The sequence below is a fragment of the Allocoprococcus similis genome (genome assembly GCF_054660775.1).
In genome coordinates, this window is record NZ_BAAHSG010000013.1 from 1 (window position 1) to 20,427 (window position 20,427).

Consider the following 20,427-nt stretch of genomic DNA (forward strand, 5'->3'; position numbering starts at 1 on the left):
AGTTTTTTCACATCCCCTTTTGAATTTAATGGGAATATGTATTTTCAGTGAATCGAAAAGGCATATTTTGCTTTGTACTGGAGAAGTCAGGTTACTGTGCTTCGTAGGTTGCCTTAGCGTCACGTATCAGCTTGTCGAATTTATCTGCATCCCATGCAGCACGTCCTGTAAAGAGTCCATCGATGGATGGCTGAACGATCAGTTCATTTGCATTGCCCGGATTTACGCTTCCACCGTATAATACAGGAATCTTGTCTGCTTCTTCGCCGAAAATTTCACGGAGGCATCCTTTGATGACTTTGTGCATCTCTTCAGCATAGTCAGCTGTTGCCGGAGTTCCGTTTACACCAATAGACCATACCGGTTCGTAGGCAACCCAGATCTTGCCCACCTGAGAAACGGGAACATCATGGAATCCGACTTTAAGTTGTGTGCGGAGTACTTCTGCACTGATTCCGAAATCTTTTTCTTCTGCGGTCTCGCCGATACATAATAAAGTAGTGAAGCCATGGTTTAATGCTGCTTTTACTTTTTTGTTTTCTTCTACATCTGTTTCACCGAATACATGACGTCTTTCGGAATGTCCGATCATAACCAGATCAAGTCCGAGTTCTTTTAACATAAGAGGGGAAATCTCTCCGGTAAATTGTCCCTGATCCTCCCAGCACATATTCTGGGCGCCGAGAAGTACATAGTCTCGATCTACATTTTTCGTAGCGCTTTCCAGTGTTGTGTAAGAAGGGATGATGAAAAGTTCAATCTCATCACGGCTGATATCCTTCGTATTTTCTACAAGCTTCTGCAGGTAAGCAACGGTATCCTGAATATTTTTGTACATTTTCAGATTGCTTCCAAAATAAAGTTTCTTCTGCATAGTGTCCTCCTTAAGATTTTATCAATATTAGATTCTGAGAAAATTATACTACGCGGATAAGGAAAAAACAATGGCAGAAACGAAAGTAAAATCACGAAAAGATACGTTAAATATTAAACAAACGAAAAAACGAAAGAAAACGAAAATATTAACGAAATAATATGGTGAAAATGTATAAAAATGTGGTGCGAAAAATATAAAATCTTACGAAAAGGTAAAAAACTGTTGCGAAAACGATGAAAACAATATAAAATAAAAACATAAAACAAAAGGAAAAACAAATTAAAATAAAACAAAACGAAAGGAAGAACGAAAATGAGCGAAACAATTTTTAAACCAGTAACAGCTATCACAATGGGAGATCCTGCAGGAATCGGACCTGAGATCGTAGTAGGAACTATGCTTGATGAAGGAATCCATGAATGCTGCAAACCATTCGTAATCGGAAGCATTGCTATTCTTGACAGAGCAGCAAAAGTACTTGGAAAAGAATTAAAATATAATAAGATCGAAGATCCTTCAGAAGCAAAATATGAATTCGGTACAGTAGATGTACTTGAGACAGGTGATTATGATACAGACTCTATCAAATGGGGCGAAGTTCAGGCACTTGCAGGACAGATGGCAATTGACTGGATCATGAAATCCATCGAACTTGGAATGGCTAAGAAGGTAGATGCAGTTTCTACAGCACCGATCCACAAAGGAGCAATCAAACTGATCGGCATCAAAGAACCTGGACATACAGAAATCTATCAGAACCAGACACATTCACCATATGCACTGACCATGTTCTCATGCCACAAACTGAGAGTATTCTTTGTAAGCCGTCATATGTCACTGGTTGATGCATGTCACTATGCAACAAAGGATGTAATTCTTGAAGATGTAATCAACATCGATAAAGAACTTCGTAAAGTCGGAATCGAAAATCCACTGATCGCTGTAGCAGGTCTGAACCCGCACAACGGAGACAATGGATTATTCGGAACAGAAGAAATCACAGACATCGGACCGGCTGTTAAAGCAGCTCAGGAAAGAGGAATCAATGCTGTTGGACCATGCCCGGCAGACTCTGTATTCCACATTGGTAAATCAGGAAAATACGATGCAATCCTTTCTCTGTACCATGATCAGGGACATATCGCTTGTAAAACACTTGACTTTGAAAAGTCTGTAACACTTACATTCGGTCTCCCATTCATCAGAAGTTCGGTAGACCACGGAACAGCATTTGATATTGCAGGAAAAGGAATCGCAGGTTGCGTCAGCCTGATCGAATCTACAAAGGTAGTAGCAGAATACGCAGCAAAACAGCATGCAAAAAATGCATAAGACAAGTCATTAGGAGAGGAATTTAGAAAGCGAGGAATCAGTCATGCCACTTATTGGATCCGTTGCAGATGACCTTACCGGAGCAACCACTACGGGGGTATTGCTTGCAAGAAGCAAGGCCAGAACAGCAGTATTCTTTAACGTAGAAGCAGCAATGAAAGCAGAGGGTGTTGACGAACTGGATGCGATCATCATCAGCAGCAACAGCCGTCCGCTTCCAGCGAATGAAGCTTATGATAAAGTAAAAGACGCAACCATCGCCTTAAAGAGTATGGGCGCAAAATATTTTCAGAAACGTATTGATACGACAATGCGAGGCGGCATCGGTGTTGAAATTGACGCGATGCTCGACCAGCTCAGTGAGGATACGGTAGCGGTTGTAGTACCTGCTATGCCACAGTCCAGAAGAATTCTGGTAGGCGGATATTCTGTGATCGATGGAGTGGCACTGATCAATACACCGGTTGCACAGGATGTAAGAACACCTGTAAAAGAAAACTACATACCACGTCTTCTGGAAGGACAGACCAGAAGAAAAGTCGGACTTGTAACACTTGATAAAGTGCTTGCGGGCGATGAAGCCATCAAAGAAGCACTTGCAAAAGAACGTGCAGACGGATGCCAGGTAATCGTAGTAGATGCAATCACACTGGAAGATGTGGAAAATATTGCACAGGCATGTATTTCACTGAACTGGGATGTGGTATCTGTAGATCCGGGACCGTTCACATCAAAACTCGCTTATTACAGAGATATCATTGGAGTTGAAGAGCCGAACCTTCCACCGCAGGGAGATGAGACAGGAAAGACAGTACTGATCGCTGCCGGAAGTGCAACTCCTGTTACGAAAAAGCAGATGGAAATCCTCTGTCAGGACGAACGTCATGTGCGTATCAGCGTAGAGCCGATTCCTCTGATCGATGGAGGAGAGGCTGCGCTTGACGAGGCTTATAGAGCAGTAAATAGAGCGGTTGAACTTCTGAAGAAACCGGTTCCGCCGAGAGCGATTCTTTTTGAAACAGCATTGCACGGAGAACTTCTCAATCTTGATGAAGAAGATGCAAAGCGCCATTACGCAGGCGGAATGAGTGCAAACCGTATTAACGCAGGTCTTGGGACGATTATCCAGCAGGTTCTGGAAATTGTCGGAAAAGATAAAGTAGCAGGTCTTTATACAACCGGAGGGGACACCATGGTAAATGTATGCTACCAGCTTGGTGTAGAGTGTATAGAGGTTCTGGACTATGTAATTCCGCAGACAGACATTGGTCGTCTGATTGGCAGCCCGTACAGTGGTCTTCCGGTAGTTGGAAAAGGTGGTCTTACCGGTAATGACAATACGGCATGCGATATCGTGACGAGATTGTTTAACGAAGCGGCAAGAAAATAATTTCACAAAAGAGAAGTGGAGGAAGAGAGAATGGAAAATGAAGTAAAAAAACAGAAAGATCTTGATCTTCTGAACAAAATGAAGAACCTGCCGGGTGGTCTGGTTATCATCCCGCTTGTAATCGCAGTATTACTTGCAACATTTGTACCACAGGTATATCAGATCGGTGGTTATGTAACAGCCCTTTTCTATGATGGAAATGCATGTATGATGGGATTCTTCCTGATCGTCTGTGGTGCATCGATCAACGTACGTCAGGTTGGTATGCCTCTTTACAAAGGTGTTGTAATGACTGGTGTCAAATTCTTACTTGGTGTCCTTTTAGGACTTATCGTAGGATGGGTTTGCGGACCTACAGGATTCCTTGGAATCACACCATTTGTTATGATCGCTGCAATTACGAACTCTAACAGTTCACTTTATATTTCACTTTCATCACAGTTTGGTAATGCAACAGATACAGGTGCTGTTTCAATCCTTGCACTGAACGACGGACCGTTCTTTACACTGGTAGCTCTTGGAGCAACAGGACTTGCATCCATTCCATTTAAATCATTAGTAGCAACAATCGTTCCGATCCTGATTGGTTTCATCTGGGGTAACTTAGACGAAGGATTCAAGAAAGCCTGCGCAACAGCACAGCCGATCGTAACATTCTTCATGACAATCTCTATCGGAGCAAAGACAGATGTATCTACAATCCTCAAAGCCGGAGCATCAGGTATCGTACTTGGACTTATCTCCGCTGCAACATCTGTAATCTTCTTCTTCGTGATCAATATCTTCCTTCCGAAGAAAGAGAGAAACGCAATGGGTGCTGCAATTGGTACAACAGCTTTGAACTCTGCCATGACACCGGCTGCGGTTGGTGAAGCAGATCCGACAATGGCTCAGTATGTAGATATGGCAACAGCACAGTGTGCAACAGCTTCTATTATCACACTGTTCCTGATTCCTTTCATAACAGCGTTCTTTGATAAGATGATGCAGAAGAAACAGAAAGGTATTTACTCACCGGAAGGATGGGCTCACTACAAAGTTACAGGTGAAGCTGCACCGGAAGAATAAAAATGTTATAATTTGTTTATGGAATGAAGTCCTCTTGTGTGTTACAATACAAGAGGACTTTTGTTTTATAGAGGATAGTTATCGAACGAAAGGGTGAAAACTATTAAAGAAAGGAAAGTGTTTATGGAAGAGAAGATTACAGTCTGGATGACAGATACATATCTGTTTGACTTTACGTTATATCATACCTATTCAAAACTGGCAGGTTTTCTGACAAATATTCTGGGAGCAGCGATTGCTTTTATGGGAATTATCATGCTGGTTATGGGAAAGATAAAACCCGTGCAGATTATTTTTTATTTGGTGGCAGCGGTTGTGTTTATTGCGTATACACCATTGCTTCTGAAATATCGTTCTAAAAAGCAGGTAAAAGGAATTGAACGTTATCACGTTCCGAATGAAATGACTTTCAATGATGAAGGTATTCAGGTAGAGTTTGCTGATAAAAAAGAGACTTATGAATGGGAACAGATCCAGAAGGTAGTTACAACACCAAAGACAATTGGATTTTATTATGAGACAGAAAAGGCATTGATTGTACCAAAACCGGATTTTGGGGACAAGTTTGTACCGATTTTGACATTGGCAACAAAAAAACTCGGACCGGCCAGAGTACATCTGAGATAGTCTGTTATGTGGAGGGGAAAATGTTACAGGAAAGACGGAATCATATATTACAGAAAGTAACAGAAAATGGAAAAGTAAGAGTTGCGGATTTGAGCCGTGAGCTGAACTGTTCAGAAGTGACGATCCGTAATGATATCAAGAATATGGACCAGCAGGGACTTCTGCAGCGTACACATGGAGGAGCAGTCAGTCTGGAGAATAAGGTAAAACGCAAATATGCGGCAGAAAGTATTTACCGGAATACCGAGAGAAAAAGAGAGATTGCAGCGTGTGCATATGAGTATATAGAAGACAGGGATACCATCATTATTGATGATGCATCCAGCAGTTTCTATCTGGCAATACATATCAAAGAACATCCGGAAAAGAGGCTTGCGGTTGTGACGAATTCGCTCCTGGTAGGAAATGAACTTGCAGCAGTAAGACATGTAGAACTGTATATGATCGGCGGTCATGTGGGCGGTCATCTGGCAGCGACGATGGGAGATGCCGCCATTGAGAATATGGAAAAATTTCATGTAGACAAAGGATTTATCGGAGTACACAGTATCAATTTTGATGTGGGACTGACATCCATCGCAACACCACAGATGCAGGTGAAAAGAGCGATACTCGAAGCGTCCCAGCAGGTGTTTGTTCTTGCTGACAGCAGCAAATTCGGAGGAGGGTATGTGTCCGTGATCTGTCCGGTTAAGGATGTATACAAGATCATTACGGATTCGCAGATCAGCAAAGAGTATATCAGAAAAGCGGAGCATGAACAGATTCCACTTGTGGTAGCCGGAAACCGGGAGCAATAATATGATATATGAGAGAATACAAAAGGGGCGCTTTTTAAAGCGCCCTAATCGATTTACAGCAAAAATAGAAATAAATGGAAAAGAAGAAACGGTCCATGTGAAGAACACAGGGAGGTGCGCGGAACTTCTGGTTCCGGGAGCAGAGGTGTTTGTCCAGAAGTCTGAAAGTGCAGGGCGTAAAACAGGCTGGGACCTGATCGGTGTCAGAAAGGCTGACCGGCTGATCAATATGGATTCCCAGGTGACGAACAAAGTGGTGCAGGAATGGATTGAAGCCGGGAGATGGTTCAAGGACGTGAAGGTTGTCAGACCGGAAGTTACCTATAAGAATTCCAGGTTTGATCTGTATGTGGAATATGAAGAGAAAAAAGCGTTTATAGAAGTGAAAGGGGTTACGCTGGAAGAAGAAGGCGTGGTAAAGTTTCCGGATGCACCGAGCGAGCGGGCAGTGAAGCATTTAAAAGAGCTGGAAGCAGCGGTGCAGGATGGGTACGAGGCTTATGTATTCTTTGTGGTCCAGATGAAAGGAGTACGTTATTTTACACCAAACAGACGGACTCACAAAGAATTTGCAGATGTTCTTGCAGAAGCAGCGGAAAACGGAGTTCAGGTGATCGCAAAGGACTGTTTTGTGACGGAGGATTCCATTGCAATTGCGGACGAAGTTCCGGTAGTACTTAACAATCCACAGCTCTATGAAGCACCGGAGCTGCTTGTGGAATGGTACAGAGAGCGGAAACGGGATCTGCCGTGGAGACATCATGTGAATGCCTATCGGGTATGGGTGTCTGAAATTATGCTGCAGCAGACGAGAGTGGAAGCAGTAAAGCCATTTTTTGAGCGTTTCATGACAGAGCTTCCAACGGTAAAAAATCTTGCTGAGGCACCGGAGGATAAGCTTTTAAAGCTCTGGGAAGGGCTTGGATATTATAACCGGGTACGCAATATGCAAAAAGCAGCGCAGAAGATCGAGGAAGAATACGCAGGAAAATTTCCGGAAAATTATGAGGAGATCAAGGCGCTTCCGGGAATTGGAAATTATACGGCAGGGGCAATTTCTTCTTTTGCCTATGGAATTCCAAAACCGGCAGTGGACGGAAATGTTCTCCGGGTGGTATCAAGACTGCTGGCGAGCGATGCGGATATTATGAAAGCGTCCGTCAGGACAAAGATAGAAAATGCGATTGAGCCGGTGATCCCGGAAGATGCAGCATCGGATTTTAACCAGGGGCTGATCGAACTTGGCGCGATTGTCTGTGTGCCGAATGGGGAGGCAAAGTGTGAAATCTGTCCTCTTACGGGAATCTGTGAGGCGAAAAGGCTGGGAATCCAGAATGAACTGCCGGTGAAGAAAAAGGCAAAAGCGCGAAAGATTGAGGAGAGAACCGTTTTGATTTTTAAGGATGGTGATCATGTGGCAATCCGGAAACGACCGGATAAGGGACTGCTTGCAGGCATGTATGAGTTCCCGAATCTGGACGGAAAGCTTACGATGGACGAAGTAACCGCTTACAGCAAATCTATCGGGCTTGCACCGGTCCGTGTGAAAAAGCTGCGGAATGCGAAGCATATTTTCAGTCATATCGAATGGCATATGACTGCGTATGAGGTGATCGTGGATGAACTGGAGAAGAACTGCAAAGAAGAGATGATCTTTGCACATCCGGAAGAAATACAAAAGGAATATTCCATGCCATCGGCGTTTAGCGCATGGAAGGTGAAATAAAAGAAGGACATTGCTTTTCGATTTTGCGAAATGCGATGTCCTTTCTTTGGAACAAACAAAACAATTATAAGTGTTTAAATCACCTGACGTGCAAGTCGTGGTGACTTTGCGCCTTCCTGTGCATAAATTAGTGAGTACATGAAATATGCCATCACACATGCAGCAACTACATCCACTACGGAATGTTGCTTCAGGAACATGGTTGACAGAATGATCAGGATACTTAAAACAAGAGATCCTTTCTGGATCAGTCTGGAATGCTGAAGCTTCTCGCAATGGGAAATTGCGATGTAACAACAAATAGAGTTGTATACATGAAGACTTGGAAGCACATTCGTAGGTGTATCCGTCTGATAGATCCGTTTAACCAGCTCGATACAGAAGTTATCACGCGTAAATACTTCCGGTCTCAGGTTCAGTCCGTTCGGAAATACCGTGCAGATGATCAGAAAAATGGTCATACCGCTGAACATGATCGCGGAGGCTTTGTAAAATCCCTGTTTATCATTAAAGAACAAATATCCCAGTGTGACTGCAATATAAGCAAACCACAGCAGGTACGGAATGATGAAATATTCACAGAACGGGATGTAGTCATCGAATACCGAATGGATTACAAAATAATTGTCGGTCACATGGCGTTCCAGATAAGTAAACCATGGAAAATAAATAAAAGCATATAGTAATACCCACGCATGGCTGTATGTATGCATCAGTGTCTTTAATTTTTTTGAAATATGACTCATGATAAGATCAGCTCCTTCGGGTGAAGATGTTTCTTCCTTGTTACTAGAGGTAGTATAACATTAAAAATTTTTCTCGACAACAGACTTCATAAAACATTCATATTTTTTTCTATTCTCTATTTTACGGAGAAACCTTCAAAGATATACATATCATATTTATTCCGTGCAGTTTTATAAGCTTTTTGATTGCGGAGTGTCCAGACTGCCATCGGAATACGGTACAGATAGTGGTTCAGCCAGACGGAAGGATTGCCGGTATCTGCAAGTTTATAAGAAATAAAGTCCGGACGACAGATCAGGTTGGTCAGCAGAAACTGTACACAAAAGCGCGCCAGAAAAGGATTTTCCGGATTTGTGCGAGTCAGGGCAGAAGAAAGCTGTCCACGAAGAACCTGAGGCGCATGCTTGTGAAACCATCGGATTCCAAGGGAGTTGAAGGACTGGATCATATAAGGTCCTTTATAATCCTTTAAAATATCCCATGCGGCAGGACAGAGCTTCATATTGCTGTCCGGAAGCTTCAGTTCAATCAGAAGAGGAACCCGCCCATTGACATAGCGAAGAACATCTGAAAAAAGTGGCATATGCTCCGAAGTTCCGGAAAGATGCAGGTGCTGTAGCGTATCAAACGTGGAATCTTCAACTGTCCCTTCGGCATTGCAGATCCGCTTTAAAGACTCGTCATGGAATACGACTACTTTTCCATCACGGGTGAGATGGATATCAAGTTCGATGGCAAGATTTTGTTTTACTGCCTCACGAAATGCCGGCATAGAATTTTCGGGAATCAGCCGGGAAGAATCATGTAGTCCGCGATGGGCATAATCCCGCTCGAGATAAGGAAGGATTTTGCTTCGGCGGGAAGTATTCGGCATGATCATATATAAATATAAGAAAAAACATACAACAACAGTTAAAAGAATCCAAAACAACAGCATAGAAAAGTCCCCTTCTTTTATGTAATAATTTTCAGTGTCTCAGGTTCGAGAGAGAACGAAACATCCTTCTGGAGATAAATCGGTTCGCCGTCAGAATGTACCGGAAGTGCTACTTTTGAGTGTACTTCTGCTTTTTTACAGCGGAAAATATGTACGCCTGGAAGTCGGGTATGCTTTCCGGAAAACACAGTCGGCAGAATTGCCAGAGCAATAATTTTGGGAACATCTGCAATCACAATAAAGTCCAGCAGATCATCATCCGGTTTGGCATCCGGGCAGAATTTGCATCCACCACCTTCATAAGGAAGATTAAATGCAGAGGCAAAGAAAACCCGTTTAAAATGAAGTCTTTTGGTATCGTCCAGAAGGATTTCCATCTCATCTGGCTGACAGCGGCGCAGACGGTAGAGTGAGCAGGCTGCGTAGGCAAGTTTGCCTAGACCGAGCCGGTTAAAAAAGACTTTAACCCTGGAAATACAAAGCTGATGGCAGATTGCTGCATCGTATCCGATTCCGGAACTGACGGCAAAACGGTGAACCTTGTCATGATAGTGCAGTACACCAAGATTGATCTTGCGCGTCTGGTCAGAATGCAGCACCAGATCCAGAGCTTTCATGGTATCGGATGGAAGGGCAAGTCCCCTGCCAAAATCATTGCCAGAGCCGATCGGAATGTAACCGAGGGTAACCTGGCTTAAATTCTGCAGACCACAGATTACTTCATCCACACTTCCATCACCACCAAGTACAACGATCGTAACCGGATCCCCGGAGGCGGTAAGCTCGGCGGCAATCTCCGTTGCGTGATGCCGGTGATGTGTAAAATGGATCTGGTAATCTATATGTTCTGCTATCAGCTTTAATTTAATCTTTTCCCATAGTGCAAGTCCCTGCCCCGAGCGGGCGTTAGGATTGGCTATAAAATGATACATAAAGTCATCCCTTCACTTTTGTAAATTTAGTTTCATTCTAGCATCGGAATGAGAGGATATTGTCAAAAAAACAATAAAAATGCAAAAATTTATTGAGGCAGAGTGTTAAAAGTGCTATTCTGGTACATGTGTTAAAAAATGGACATAAAATGAATGGAGGTAATGCTGTGAAATTTATAAGACAATTTTTGATTATCATATTGATTTCTTTTGCAGGAGAGCTTTTGCATGCAATCCTTCCACTACCGGTTCCTGCAAGTATTTATGGCTTGCTGATCTTACTGGCAGGTTTGCAGACAAAAGTAATTCCCTTGAAAGCAGTTGATGAAGCCGGTGGATTTCTGATTGAAATCATGCCGATGCTTTTTATCCCTGCAGGAGTAGGGCTGATGGTATCATGGGGAGACTTAAAACCGGTTCTTGTTCCGATCATCGTTACGATTGTAGTGACAACAGTGCTGGTTATGGGCGTGAGTGGAAGAACCGCTCAGTTTGTACTGAAGAAAGAGGAGAAGAAGGATGAGTAATATGCTGCATGGATCGACCTTTTTTTGTATGGCGATCAGTCTTTTTGGATATGAGGCCGGAATTTTTCTGCGTAAAAAGTTAAAAATTGGTATCTTCAATCCACTTCTTGTTTCGATTATTTTTGTAATTATCGTACTAAAAGTGACTGGAATTGATTATGATACTTATGATAAGGGAGCGAATGTACTGAGCTACCTTCTGACACCGTCTACAGTCTGTCTTGCAATTCCGCTTTATCAGCAGATGAATCTTCTTAAGAAGAATCTGAAAGCGATCATTGCAGGAATTACAACAGGTGTATTTGCCAGCCTTGCCGGTGTATGGGTATTTTCTATGTTGTTCCACCTGAAAAAGCAGTTCTATGTAACGCTTCTTCCAAAATCAATTACCACAGCGATCGGTATGGGAATCTCGGAAGAGCTTGGTGGAATTGTGACGATTACAGTTGCTGCGATCGTAATTACCGGGATTATTGGAAATATGTTTGCAGAGGGAATCTGTAAGCTCTGCAAAATTGAACATCCGATTGCAAAAGGACTGGCAATCGGAACAGCTTCCCATGCTATGGGAACGGCAAAGGCAATGGAAATCGGAGAGATTGAAGGAGCAATGAGCAGTCTCTCTATTGCGGTGGCCGGATTGATGACGGTTGTAGGTGCATCGATTTTCTATCACCTGTATTAGAGAGGAGTGTGCAGAATATGGAGAAAACAATTATCTGTATCGGACGGGAATATGGAAGTGGCGGACATGAAATCGGTGAATTGCTGGCAAAGCGTACCGGTTATGCGTTTTACGATAAAGAGAAGCTGTTTGAAATTGCAAAGGTGCGCGGATATGAGAACGAAATGCAGGAGTATCTGGATGAACAGCCGGTGGACAGCCTTCTTTATTCAATCGCAATGAATTTTGCAGAACCGAAGAAGACACCATATCCATTTAAGCTGATTGAAGAGCTTGTGGAAGAAGGACCATGTATTATTATGGGAAGGTGCGCAGGTTATCTGATGAGAAACCGAGAAGAAGCTTTTAGTGTATTTGTCCATGCAGATATGGAAACACGAATTGAACGCGTGAAAGAGCGTGATCATATTACAAGCAGAATGAAAGCGAAACGTAAGATCCAGGATGTGGATGAGAAAAGAAGCGCTTTTCGTAAGGATTATACCGGACAGGAATGGGGAATGTCGAAGAATTATGATCTTTCGGTCAGCACTACAGAGTTGTCCTATGATCAGGCGGCAGATCTGATTCTGTATTATAAGAAGATGGCAGAAGAATCTGACAGAGCTTAGAGGGAATAAAAAGAATATACTATTTTGTTGAATTCAAAAATGGGAAATGACATGGCAGGTCATTTCCCATTTCTGGATTTTAGAGATATAGAAGGGCTCAATTTCTATATCTTAGTTTATAGAATACTCGGTTTCTATAAATTATTTATATATTCGTTACAATCTTTTAGAGGGCAAAATTTGATTTATCTAGGCATCTCCCATGCGTTATGATCCGTGTGAAGCAACATATGTGACTTGTGAGAAAGCGGTTTCTCAAAGAAATCACGATACAGACGGAGTACATCCGGGTTCTCATGTGAGAAGCGAAGTGGTGCATTCTTATCAAGGAAATAAAGATTTTCACCACGTGTCCGTGCAAGTTCTTCTCCGTCATGGATTGGCTGACCACCACCGCCGACGCATCCGCCAGGGCAGGCCATGACTTCTACAAAATCATAATGTACTTCGCCATGTTCGATTGCTTCGATCAGTTTACGTGTGTTTCCGAGTCCGCTGACAACAGCAGCACGAACAGTAGCATCTCCAAGCTGGATCTCGGCTTCTACAACACCCGGCTGTCCACCAGGATTGCGGACAATCTTGAATGCATCCGGATCAGGGTTACGTCCGGTTACAAGGTAGTGAGCAGAACGAAGTGCTGCTTCCATAACACCACCTGTTGTTCCGAAGATAACACCGGCACCGGTCCATTCTTTCATCAGAGGATCGCATTCACGATCAACCAAAGAAGCAGGATCAATATGTGCAGAACGGATCATGCGGGTAAGTTCACGGGTTGTAAGTACAATATCTGTCTCGTGTCCGGCATATTCACCATAGAACAGTTCCATGTTGCTTTCACCTTTTTTGGCTACACATGGCATGATAGATACAGTAAACATATTTTCCGGTTTCACACCGATAGATTCTGCAAAATAACTCTTCATGACAGAACCGAACATCTGCTGTGGTGACTTGGCTGTTGAAAGCTGTGGCACCAGATGTGGGTACTGTGATTTAAGGAAGCGCACCCATCCAGGGCAGCAGGAGGTAAACATCGGACGAAGATTTAATTCGCCTTTTGTAAATCTCTGCAGGAATTCATTTCCTTCTTCCATAATAGTAAGGTCTGCTGTGAAGGAGGTATCGAATACATAGTCAACACCCATTTTCTTCAGAGCATCCATGATCTTGCCGACAGTTGCTTCTTCACGGGAAAGACCAAGAGCTTCACCCCATGCAGCACGTACAGCAGGAGCAACCTGTGCAACAACAACTTTCTTGTCATCAGCGATTGCATCCCATACTTTCTCTGTATCATCACGTTCGCGCAGAGCGCCGACCGGGCAGTGGGTAATACACTGACCGCACAGAGAACAGGAAACTTCGGAGATCTTATGGTTGCCGGTTACATTAATGGTAGTACGGGAACCAGTACTTGTTACATCCCAGATATGTAAATCCTGGATCTTGTCACAGACCTGGATACAGCGCATACACTTGATGCATTTCTGTGAGTCTCTGATCAGCGGAAATTCTTTATCCCAAGGGAATTCTTCCAGACGCTGCTTAAATGGTACTTCGATGATGTTCAGGTCATTGGCAAGACTCTGCAGAGTACAGTTACCGCTTCTGACACAGGTAGCACATTTGCAGTCGTGCTGGGAAAGGATCAGCTGTACAGTCTGTCTTCTGGCTGTACGAACCTTTGGGCTGTTTGTATGGATTACCATACCTTCTTTTACTACGTTGTTGCAGGAAGTTACCAGTCGTTCCATTCCCTCAAGTTCAACAACGCAGACACGACAGGCTGCGATCTCGTTGATATCTTTCAGATAGCAGAGCTTTGGAATCGGGATATCCGCCATTTTGGCAGCATCCATGATGGTAGTACCTTCCGGGACAGATACGTTTATATTATCAATTGTAAGATTTACCATAATGTTTCACGACCTCCTTTGAAAATGCCGTAGCCGAAGTGGTCGCAACGCAGACATCTGCTGGCTTCCTGTTTCGCTTCTGCCTCGGACATGCAGTTTTCTACACCGTTAAAGTCACAGACACGTTCGCAGGCTTCACGCTCGGTCATGTTTACTCTTCCGCACGGCGGGCGGTCATCAAGACGCGCTTCAGGAATCTCAACGTCACAGCTGATAATGTGGTGATATCCCAGGTATTCGTCTATGTTAGCAGCTACTACTTTTGCAGCAGCAATAGCTTTGATTACGGATGCAGGACCGGAAGCACAGTCTCCACCGGCAAATACACCCGGAATGTTATCGAATCCGCCGTATTTTTCGGTTAAGATCTTACCTCTCTGTACAGGAACACCGGCTTCTTCAAAGTGCTGGTATTCAATATCCTGTCCGATCGCAACGATCAGTGTCTGGCATGGAATGAATACGTCAGGAGCACCTGTCGGACGTACACTTGCACGACCGTCTTTGATCTTACTGATCATCTGTGGTGTAACGTAGATTCCTTTTACGTGACCGTTTTCATCTGTTTCGATGCGGGAAGGAGCCATCAGAGTCTGTACTTCGATTCCTTCTGCAACAGCACCTTCAATCTCTGCCGGAAGGGCAGTCATATCTGCCACGCGGCGACGGTAAACGATGCTGACTTTTTTAGCACCCAGACGTTTTGCGGTACGGACAGCATCCATAGATACGTTACCGCCACCGATAACGGCTACTTCCTGTCCGGTAAGATCCGGGTTCTGGTTCTTTCCTACATCACGAAGGAACTGAACAGCAGAAAGGACACCTTCTGAGTGTTCACCTTCGATACCAAGTTTCTTGTCGGTACTTGCACCGATTGTAATAAGGACTGCGTCGTATTCTTCACGCAGGCTCTGGATTGTCATATCTTTTCCAATCCGTTTGCCAAATTCAACTTTGACACCGGTCTCAAGGATGGCATTGATATCATCGTTCAGACGGTCTTTCGGCAGACGGTAGTTCGGGATACCATAGCGGAGCATACCGCCAAGCTCAGGCAGCATCTCAAATACGGTTGTCTGGTGTCCCATCAGCTGCAGATAGTAAGCTGCACTTAATCCACCAGGGCCACCACCAACAACGGCAATACGCTTTCCGGTAGATGGAGCGCATGGCGGCGGTGGAACTTTTCCGGCATAATCGGCAGCCATTCTCTTAAGACCGCGGATATTGACTGCATCGTCTACGATGTTACGACGGCAGCGTGCCTCACAAGGATGTTCGCAGATAAAACCACAGGTGGTCGGGAATGGATTGTCCTTACGGATCAGGCGGATCGCATCTGCGTAACGTCCTTCTCCGACAAGAGCGATATATCCCGGAATATCTACATGTGCCGGGCACAGAGATACACAAGGAACAGGCTGTGCGTACTGGCAGGTACATCTTCCCTGGCGCACATGTTCTTCATAATCTTCACGACATCCAATCAGACTCTTGTAAACCATGTGAGCTGCTTCATACCCGATCGCACAGTCAGCTCCTTCCATGATTGATACAGAGAGTTCTTCCAGCAGGTCTAATGTTTCCATAGTTGCGTCTCCGTTCATAACGTCGGTCAGCAGATTTTTCAGCTGCCACAGACCAACACGGCACGGCACACATTTTCCACAGGTATGTGTATGACACATCTCCAGGAAAGCACGAGTCATGTCAACAGGACACAGTCCCGGAGGACTGGATTCGATTCTTCGCTCCAGATCTTTGTAGAGCCCTTCGATAACCAGCTGGGCTTTGTCCGGTGCAGTGATTTCAAGTCTACTCATAGCTTTTTTCTCCTTTAACTTTTTTTGCTAATCTACAGGACAGATGAAGAAAAATATAGGGAAAACATCTGAATACTATAGATTAACTCTATGGACACACTTATAATGATATTGTATGCATTTTAGTACAATCTTGCAAGCAAAGTTAATAAATAGACAAATAAGTTAATTTTGTCACAAAATGATAAAAAATATCAGCAATATGCACAAAAAGGCAGAACAACGATAAAGGGTGCAAAAAATAAAAAAAATATGTTACAATAACACCTGTAAAAGAGATGTCTGTTTTTCAGGCACAATTAACAGAAAGGGCGGAACAGGAGAAATGAAAGTAACAGATTTTGGTGCAACAGTTAAAGGTGACGAGACAAAATTATATACGCTCACAAATAAAAACGGAATGGAGATTGCAGTATCCGATTACGGTGCAACGCTGGTACAGGTGATCGTACCGGACAAAGAAGGCAAGCCGTGTGATGTTGTGCTTGGATATGATGAGGCAGCAGGATATGAAGAAGGAGATCTGTTCTTCGGCGCAATTGTCGGGAGAAGTGCAAACCGTATCGGAGGAGCATCCTTTGAACTGAACGGAGTGACCTATCAGCTTGAAAAGAATGATAATGGCAATAACCTCCACAGCGGAATGGATTTTTATAATCAGAGAATGTGGAAGGTAAAAGAAAACGCAGATGATCATATCACATTTGAACTGGACAGCCCGGATGGTGATCAGGGATATCCGGGAGCTGTACATATTGAGGTAACATATACTCTGACAGAAGATAATGCAGTGAAGATTGCTTATCACGCAGTGCCGGATGCAGATACAATTATCAATATGACAAACCACAGTTATTTCAATATGGATGGACATGCATCAGGAGATGTACTGGATCAGGAAGTATGGATTGATGCAGATGCATTTACCAGAGCCGATGCCGAGTCTATTCCGACAGGCGAGATCACACCGGTAGAAGGAACACCGATGGATTTCCGAACAAAGAAAGCAATTGGCAAAGAAATCGAGACAGATTATGAAGCACTGAATTTCGGGAAAGGATATGATCATAACTGGGTTCTGAACAATAAAGGAGAATTTGCGAAAGTGGCAGAGATGTCCTCGGAAGAGAGCGGAATCACTATGGAAGTTTATACAGACCTTCCGGGAATGCAGCTTTATACAGGCAACTTTATTGTTGATGCCAAAGGAAAAGGCGGGGCGCATTACCACAAACGCCAGGCAGCCTGCTTCGAGACACAGTTCTTCCCGGATGCAATCCACAAAGAGAATTTTGCCGGACCGGTATGCAAGAAGGGTGAAACTTACGAAACAACAACGATGTACAAGTTTGTATAACAACAGATAAGCCGAAAAGGTGCCACGGACATAAAAATCCATGGCACCTTTTTTGAAAATATGTGCTGTAAAAATTCAGCTGAGGAATATGAAAAATTCATTTTACGCTGTGGTATATCTGTGGAATCAGAAAATGCCATCCAGATAATGCCCGATCGAACGGCGGATATTACCTTCAAAATCCGTCTCTCCGTTATGCAGACACCATTCAAATACATTTCCGATAACCAGCATACGGATATCAGTGCAGATTTCATCCAGGGAAATCTTTGGCGCAATGATGCCGGCATCGATCGCTTTACGAAGATAATTTTCTACAGTAAGGATCGGGTACGGACGCTCGGTGCGGATCGTCGGGTTCAGTGCCTGGTTGCGTGGTGTGTAGTAGTTGGACATGAATTCCACACCCAGCTCCCGGCAGTACTGTGCATAATTCAGATAGACGTGGATGATACCGATCTTTGCCTCATCTGCATCTTCCGGCGTATCCAGAAGATCCGGATTGATGCTTGGCTGTTCTTCGATGTAATAAGACAGAAGATCATCTTTGGTTTTGAAATGGTGATAGAAACTGCCGTTGGAAACGCCTGCTTCATCACAGATATTTTTTATGGAAAGCTGATCATATCCCTGCTTCTGCAGAATTGTCTTGGCTGCATGAAAGATACGTGCTTTGGTTTCTTTTGATTTTTTCTGTTGTCTGGACAGAGGCTCTTTTTCAATATCGCTTGACATTTGGTTAATCCTTTCTTAAAACTTTTCAGTCAGATTAGCTATAGTATAGCATATTTAATAGAAAAAGACAAGAAAACCGAGCGAACTCTGTAATTTTAACGGGAATTGAAAAATAAGAGATGACATGGTATCATTAAATCCATAGCGAACAAAAAGAGAGGATTGGATATCAATGGATATTAACCAGAAAATAACAGAAGAACTGGGCGTAAAAAAGTGGCAGGTAGATGCGGCTGTAAAGCTGATTGATGAAGGAAACACCATTCCGTTTATTGCGCGTTACAGAAAAGAAGCACACGGCACACTGGATGATGAACAGCTTCGTAAATTATATGAACGACTAACCTATCTGCGGAATCTGGAAGAGAAAAAAGAACAGGTTCTTGCAAGTATTGAAGAGCAGGGCAAGTTAACATCTGAGCTGAAAGCACAGATCCTGGCAGCAGAGACGCAGGTTCTGGTGGACGATCTTTACCGTCCGTACAGACCAAAGCGCCGGACCCGTGCGACAATTGCAAAAGAAAAAGGTCTGGAACCTCTGGCGGTTCTGATTTCTCTTCAGAATAGTAAGGAGCCCCTGGAAAAAGAGGCAGAAAAATATGTTTCTGAAGAAAAGGGCGTGAAAAACGTACAGGAAGCGATTGACGGTGCGAAAGATATTCTTGCAGAAAATATTTCAGATGAGGCAGATTACAGAAAGAGGATCCGCGATCTGACTTTCAAAAAGGGTACGTTGGTTTCTGCTGCAAAAGATGAAAAAGCAGAATCTGTATACGAGATGTATTATGATTTTACAGAAGCGGTCAGCAAAGTAGCCGGACACCGTGTACTGGCACTCAACCGTGGAGAAAAAGAAAAATTCCTGAGTGTTAAGATTGAAGCACCGGAAGAGGAAATTCTCCGTTATCTGGAAAAGAAAGTGATCCGCAAGGATAATCCATACACAACACCGGTTTTGAAAGAGGTTGTGGCCGACAGCTATCAGAGGCTGATTGCACCGGCAATCGAGCGCGAACTCAGAAACGAACTGACGGAAAAAGCAGAAGATGGTGCGATCCTTGTGTTTGGAAAGAATCTGGAGCAGCTTCTGATGCAGCCGCCGATTGTCGGACAGGTTGTGCTTGGATGGGATCCTGCATTCCGTACCGGATGCAAGCTTGCTGTGGTAGATTCGACCGGAAAAGTAATCGGCACGACTGTAATTTATCCGACAGCGCCTACGACTCCGAAGAAGATCCAGGCGGCAAAAGATCTGCTGAAAAAGATTATTCCAAAGTATCACATCTCTTTGATTTCCCTGGGAAATGGAACAGCATCCAGAGAATCAGAACAGTTTATTGTAGAACTGTTAAAAGAGATTCCGGAAAAAGTGCAGTATGTGATCGTAAATGAAGCGGGAGCATCTGTGTACTCAGCAAGTAAACTTGCTACAGAAGAATTTCCAAAATTCGATGTCGGGCAGAGAAGCGCGACATCCATCGCAAGACGTCTTCAGGATCCGCTTGCCGAACTGGTAAAGATCAATCCGCAGTCGATCGGTGTCGGGCAGTATCAGCATGATATGAACCAGAAAAAATTAGGAGAAGCACTTGGCGGTGTGGTAGAAGATTGTGTAAATAAAGTCGGTGTGGACTTAAATACTGCATCGGCTCCGCTGCTTTCTTATATTTCCGGTATTTCCGGAACCCTTGCGAAAAATATTGTTGCCTACAGGGAAGAAAATGGAAAATTTGAGAATAGAAAAGAACTTCTCAAAGTACCAAAACTTGGACCAAAAGCATTTGAGCAGTGTGCCGGGTTTATGAGAATCCAGGGCGGAACCAATCCACTTGACGGAACCAGTGTACATCCGGAGTCTTACGAGGCGGCAGGAAAGCTTCTTGAAAAGCAGGGCTTCGAGCCGGAAGATATTGCAGGCGGCAAGCTTGCAGGTCTGTCTCTTACCATCAAAGATTACAAAAAGCTCGCTGAGGAACTTGGAGTAGGAGAGATTACCCTTCGGGATATTGTCAAAGAGCTGGAAAAACCGGCGCGTGATCCGCGAGATGAGATGCCGAAACCAATTCTCAGAACGGATGTCCTTGATATGAAGGATCTGAAGGAAGGGATGATTCTGAAAGGAACCGTGCGAAATGTCATTGACTTTGGTGTATTTGTCGATATTGGAGTGCATCAGGACGGATTGGTGCACATTTCCCAGATCACGGACCGTTTTATCAAGCATCCACTGGAAGCAGTCAGCGTAGGAGATATTGTAGATGTAAAGGTAATGAGCGTTGATTTGCAGAAGAAGCGGATCCAGCTTACAATGAGAGGAATTCAGTAATA

The 20,427-nt window shown here is 43.8% G+C and carries 18 protein-coding genes; 11 read left to right on the forward strand and 7 right to left on the reverse strand.

Annotated features, from left to right (window positions below; genetic code table 11):
- Nucleotides 1-91 precede the first annotated feature (91 nt).
- Nucleotides 92-874 carry a triose-phosphate isomerase gene (locus tag ACYQ5K_RS07390; protein WP_173689416.1) on the reverse strand — a complete coding sequence of 261 codons (783 nt, stop codon included), beginning with the start codon at nt 872-874 and terminating at the stop codon, nt 92-94.
- 315 nt (nt 875-1,189) lie between these two features.
- On the opposite strand from ACYQ5K_RS07390, the gene pdxA reads away from it, so the two are divergent.
- From pdxA to mutY, 6 genes are all read left to right on the forward strand, one after another.
- Complete coding sequence (pdxA, locus tag ACYQ5K_RS07395) at nt 1,190-2,209, forward strand: 4-hydroxythreonine-4-phosphate dehydrogenase PdxA (RefSeq protein WP_173689417.1); 1,020 nt, start codon at nt 1,190-1,192, stop codon at nt 2,207-2,209.
- A 43-nt stretch (nt 2,210-2,252) separates the two neighbouring features.
- Complete coding sequence (locus ACYQ5K_RS07400) at nt 2,253-3,599, forward strand: four-carbon acid sugar kinase family protein (RefSeq protein WP_459777421.1); 1,347 nt, start codon at nt 2,253-2,255, stop codon at nt 3,597-3,599.
- Nucleotides 3,600-3,629: 30 nt separating this feature from the next.
- Nucleotides 3,630-4,667, forward strand: a complete 1,038-nt coding sequence (locus ACYQ5K_RS07405; protein WP_459777422.1) for a 2-keto-3-deoxygluconate permease — start codon at nt 3,630-3,632, stop codon at nt 4,665-4,667.
- Between the two features lie 123 nt (nt 4,668-4,790).
- Entirely contained in the window at nt 4,791-5,294 is a 504-nt protein-coding gene (locus ACYQ5K_RS07410; protein WP_459777423.1) for a YcxB family protein, read from the forward strand.
- Between the two features lie 20 nt (nt 5,295-5,314).
- Nucleotides 5,315-6,094, forward strand: coding sequence for a DeoR/GlpR family DNA-binding transcription regulator (locus ACYQ5K_RS07415; RefSeq protein WP_459777424.1), 780 nt, complete (start codon nt 5,315-5,317; stop codon nt 6,092-6,094).
- Between the two features lies 1 nt (nt 6,095).
- Nucleotides 6,096-7,820 (forward strand): A/G-specific adenine glycosylase, encoded by a 1,725-nt coding sequence (mutY, locus tag ACYQ5K_RS07420; RefSeq protein WP_178024487.1) that lies wholly within the window; start codon nt 6,096-6,098, stop codon nt 7,818-7,820.
- Between the two features lie 74 nt (nt 7,821-7,894).
- Here mutY and ACYQ5K_RS07425 read toward each other — a convergent pair whose 3' ends face one another.
- From ACYQ5K_RS07425 to ACYQ5K_RS07435, 3 genes are all read right to left on the reverse strand, one after another.
- Complete coding sequence (locus tag ACYQ5K_RS07425; protein ID WP_178024489.1) at nt 7,895-8,566, reverse strand: phosphatase PAP2 family protein; 672 nt, start codon at nt 8,564-8,566, stop codon at nt 7,895-7,897.
- A 116-nt stretch (nt 8,567-8,682) separates the two neighbouring features.
- On the reverse strand, nt 8,683-9,504 hold the full coding sequence (locus ACYQ5K_RS07430; RefSeq protein WP_243259166.1) for a glycerophosphodiester phosphodiesterase family protein: 822 nt from the start codon (nt 9,502-9,504) through the stop codon (nt 8,683-8,685).
- A 17-nt stretch (nt 9,505-9,521) separates the two neighbouring features.
- Nucleotides 9,522-10,436 carry a diacylglycerol/lipid kinase family protein gene (locus ACYQ5K_RS07435; protein ID WP_173689424.1) on the reverse strand — a complete coding sequence of 305 codons (915 nt, stop codon included), beginning with the start codon at nt 10,434-10,436 and terminating at the stop codon, nt 9,522-9,524.
- Nucleotides 10,437-10,603: 167 nt separating this feature from the next.
- Between ACYQ5K_RS07435 and ACYQ5K_RS07440 the strand changes: the two genes are divergently transcribed.
- The 3 genes from ACYQ5K_RS07440 to ACYQ5K_RS07450 are packed head-to-tail and all read left to right on the forward strand — an operon-like array spanning nt 10,604 to nt 12,259.
- Nucleotides 10,604-10,963: a CidA/LrgA family protein gene (locus ACYQ5K_RS07440; protein WP_173689425.1), complete on the forward strand. Its 360-nt coding sequence runs from the start codon at nt 10,604-10,606 to the stop codon at nt 10,961-10,963.
- Nucleotides 10,956-11,648 carry an LrgB family protein gene (locus ACYQ5K_RS07445; protein WP_173689426.1) on the forward strand — a complete coding sequence of 231 codons (693 nt, stop codon included), beginning with the start codon at nt 10,956-10,958 and terminating at the stop codon, nt 11,646-11,648. Before ACYQ5K_RS07440 ends, ACYQ5K_RS07445 begins: the two co-directional genes overlap by 8 nt.
- A gap of 17 nt (nt 11,649-11,665) precedes the next feature.
- Nucleotides 11,666-12,259 (forward strand): cytidylate kinase-like family protein, encoded by a 594-nt coding sequence (locus tag ACYQ5K_RS07450; protein WP_173689427.1) that lies wholly within the window; start codon nt 11,666-11,668, stop codon nt 12,257-12,259.
- Between the two features lie 185 nt (nt 12,260-12,444).
- Here ACYQ5K_RS07450 and ACYQ5K_RS07455 read toward each other — a convergent pair whose 3' ends face one another.
- Entirely contained in the window at nt 12,445-14,181 is a 1,737-nt protein-coding gene (locus ACYQ5K_RS07455) for a [FeFe] hydrogenase, group A (protein WP_178024492.1), read from the reverse strand.
- A complete protein-coding gene (locus ACYQ5K_RS07460; protein WP_178024494.1) occupies nt 14,175-16,007 on the reverse strand; it encodes an NAD(P)-binding protein in 1,833 nt (610 codons plus the stop codon). Before ACYQ5K_RS07460 ends, ACYQ5K_RS07455 begins: the two co-directional genes overlap by 7 nt.
- Before the next feature lie 325 nt (nt 16,008-16,332).
- On the opposite strand from ACYQ5K_RS07460, the gene ACYQ5K_RS07465 reads away from it, so the two are divergent.
- Nucleotides 16,333-17,364, forward strand: a complete 1,032-nt coding sequence (locus tag ACYQ5K_RS07465) for an aldose epimerase family protein (protein WP_178024496.1) — start codon at nt 16,333-16,335, stop codon at nt 17,362-17,364.
- Between the two features lie 126 nt (nt 17,365-17,490).
- On the opposite strand, the gene ACYQ5K_RS07470 is transcribed toward ACYQ5K_RS07465, so the two are convergent.
- Nucleotides 17,491-18,099 carry a TetR/AcrR family transcriptional regulator gene (locus ACYQ5K_RS07470; RefSeq protein ID WP_022220003.1) on the reverse strand — a complete coding sequence of 203 codons (609 nt, stop codon included), beginning with the start codon at nt 18,097-18,099 and terminating at the stop codon, nt 17,491-17,493.
- Between the two features lie 172 nt (nt 18,100-18,271).
- Between ACYQ5K_RS07470 and ACYQ5K_RS07475 the strand changes: the two genes are divergently transcribed.
- Nucleotides 18,272-20,425 carry a Tex family protein gene (locus ACYQ5K_RS07475; RefSeq protein WP_173689431.1) on the forward strand — a complete coding sequence of 718 codons (2,154 nt, stop codon included), beginning with the start codon at nt 18,272-18,274 and terminating at the stop codon, nt 20,423-20,425.
- The last annotated feature ends 2 nt before the right edge of the window (nt 20,426-20,427 follow it).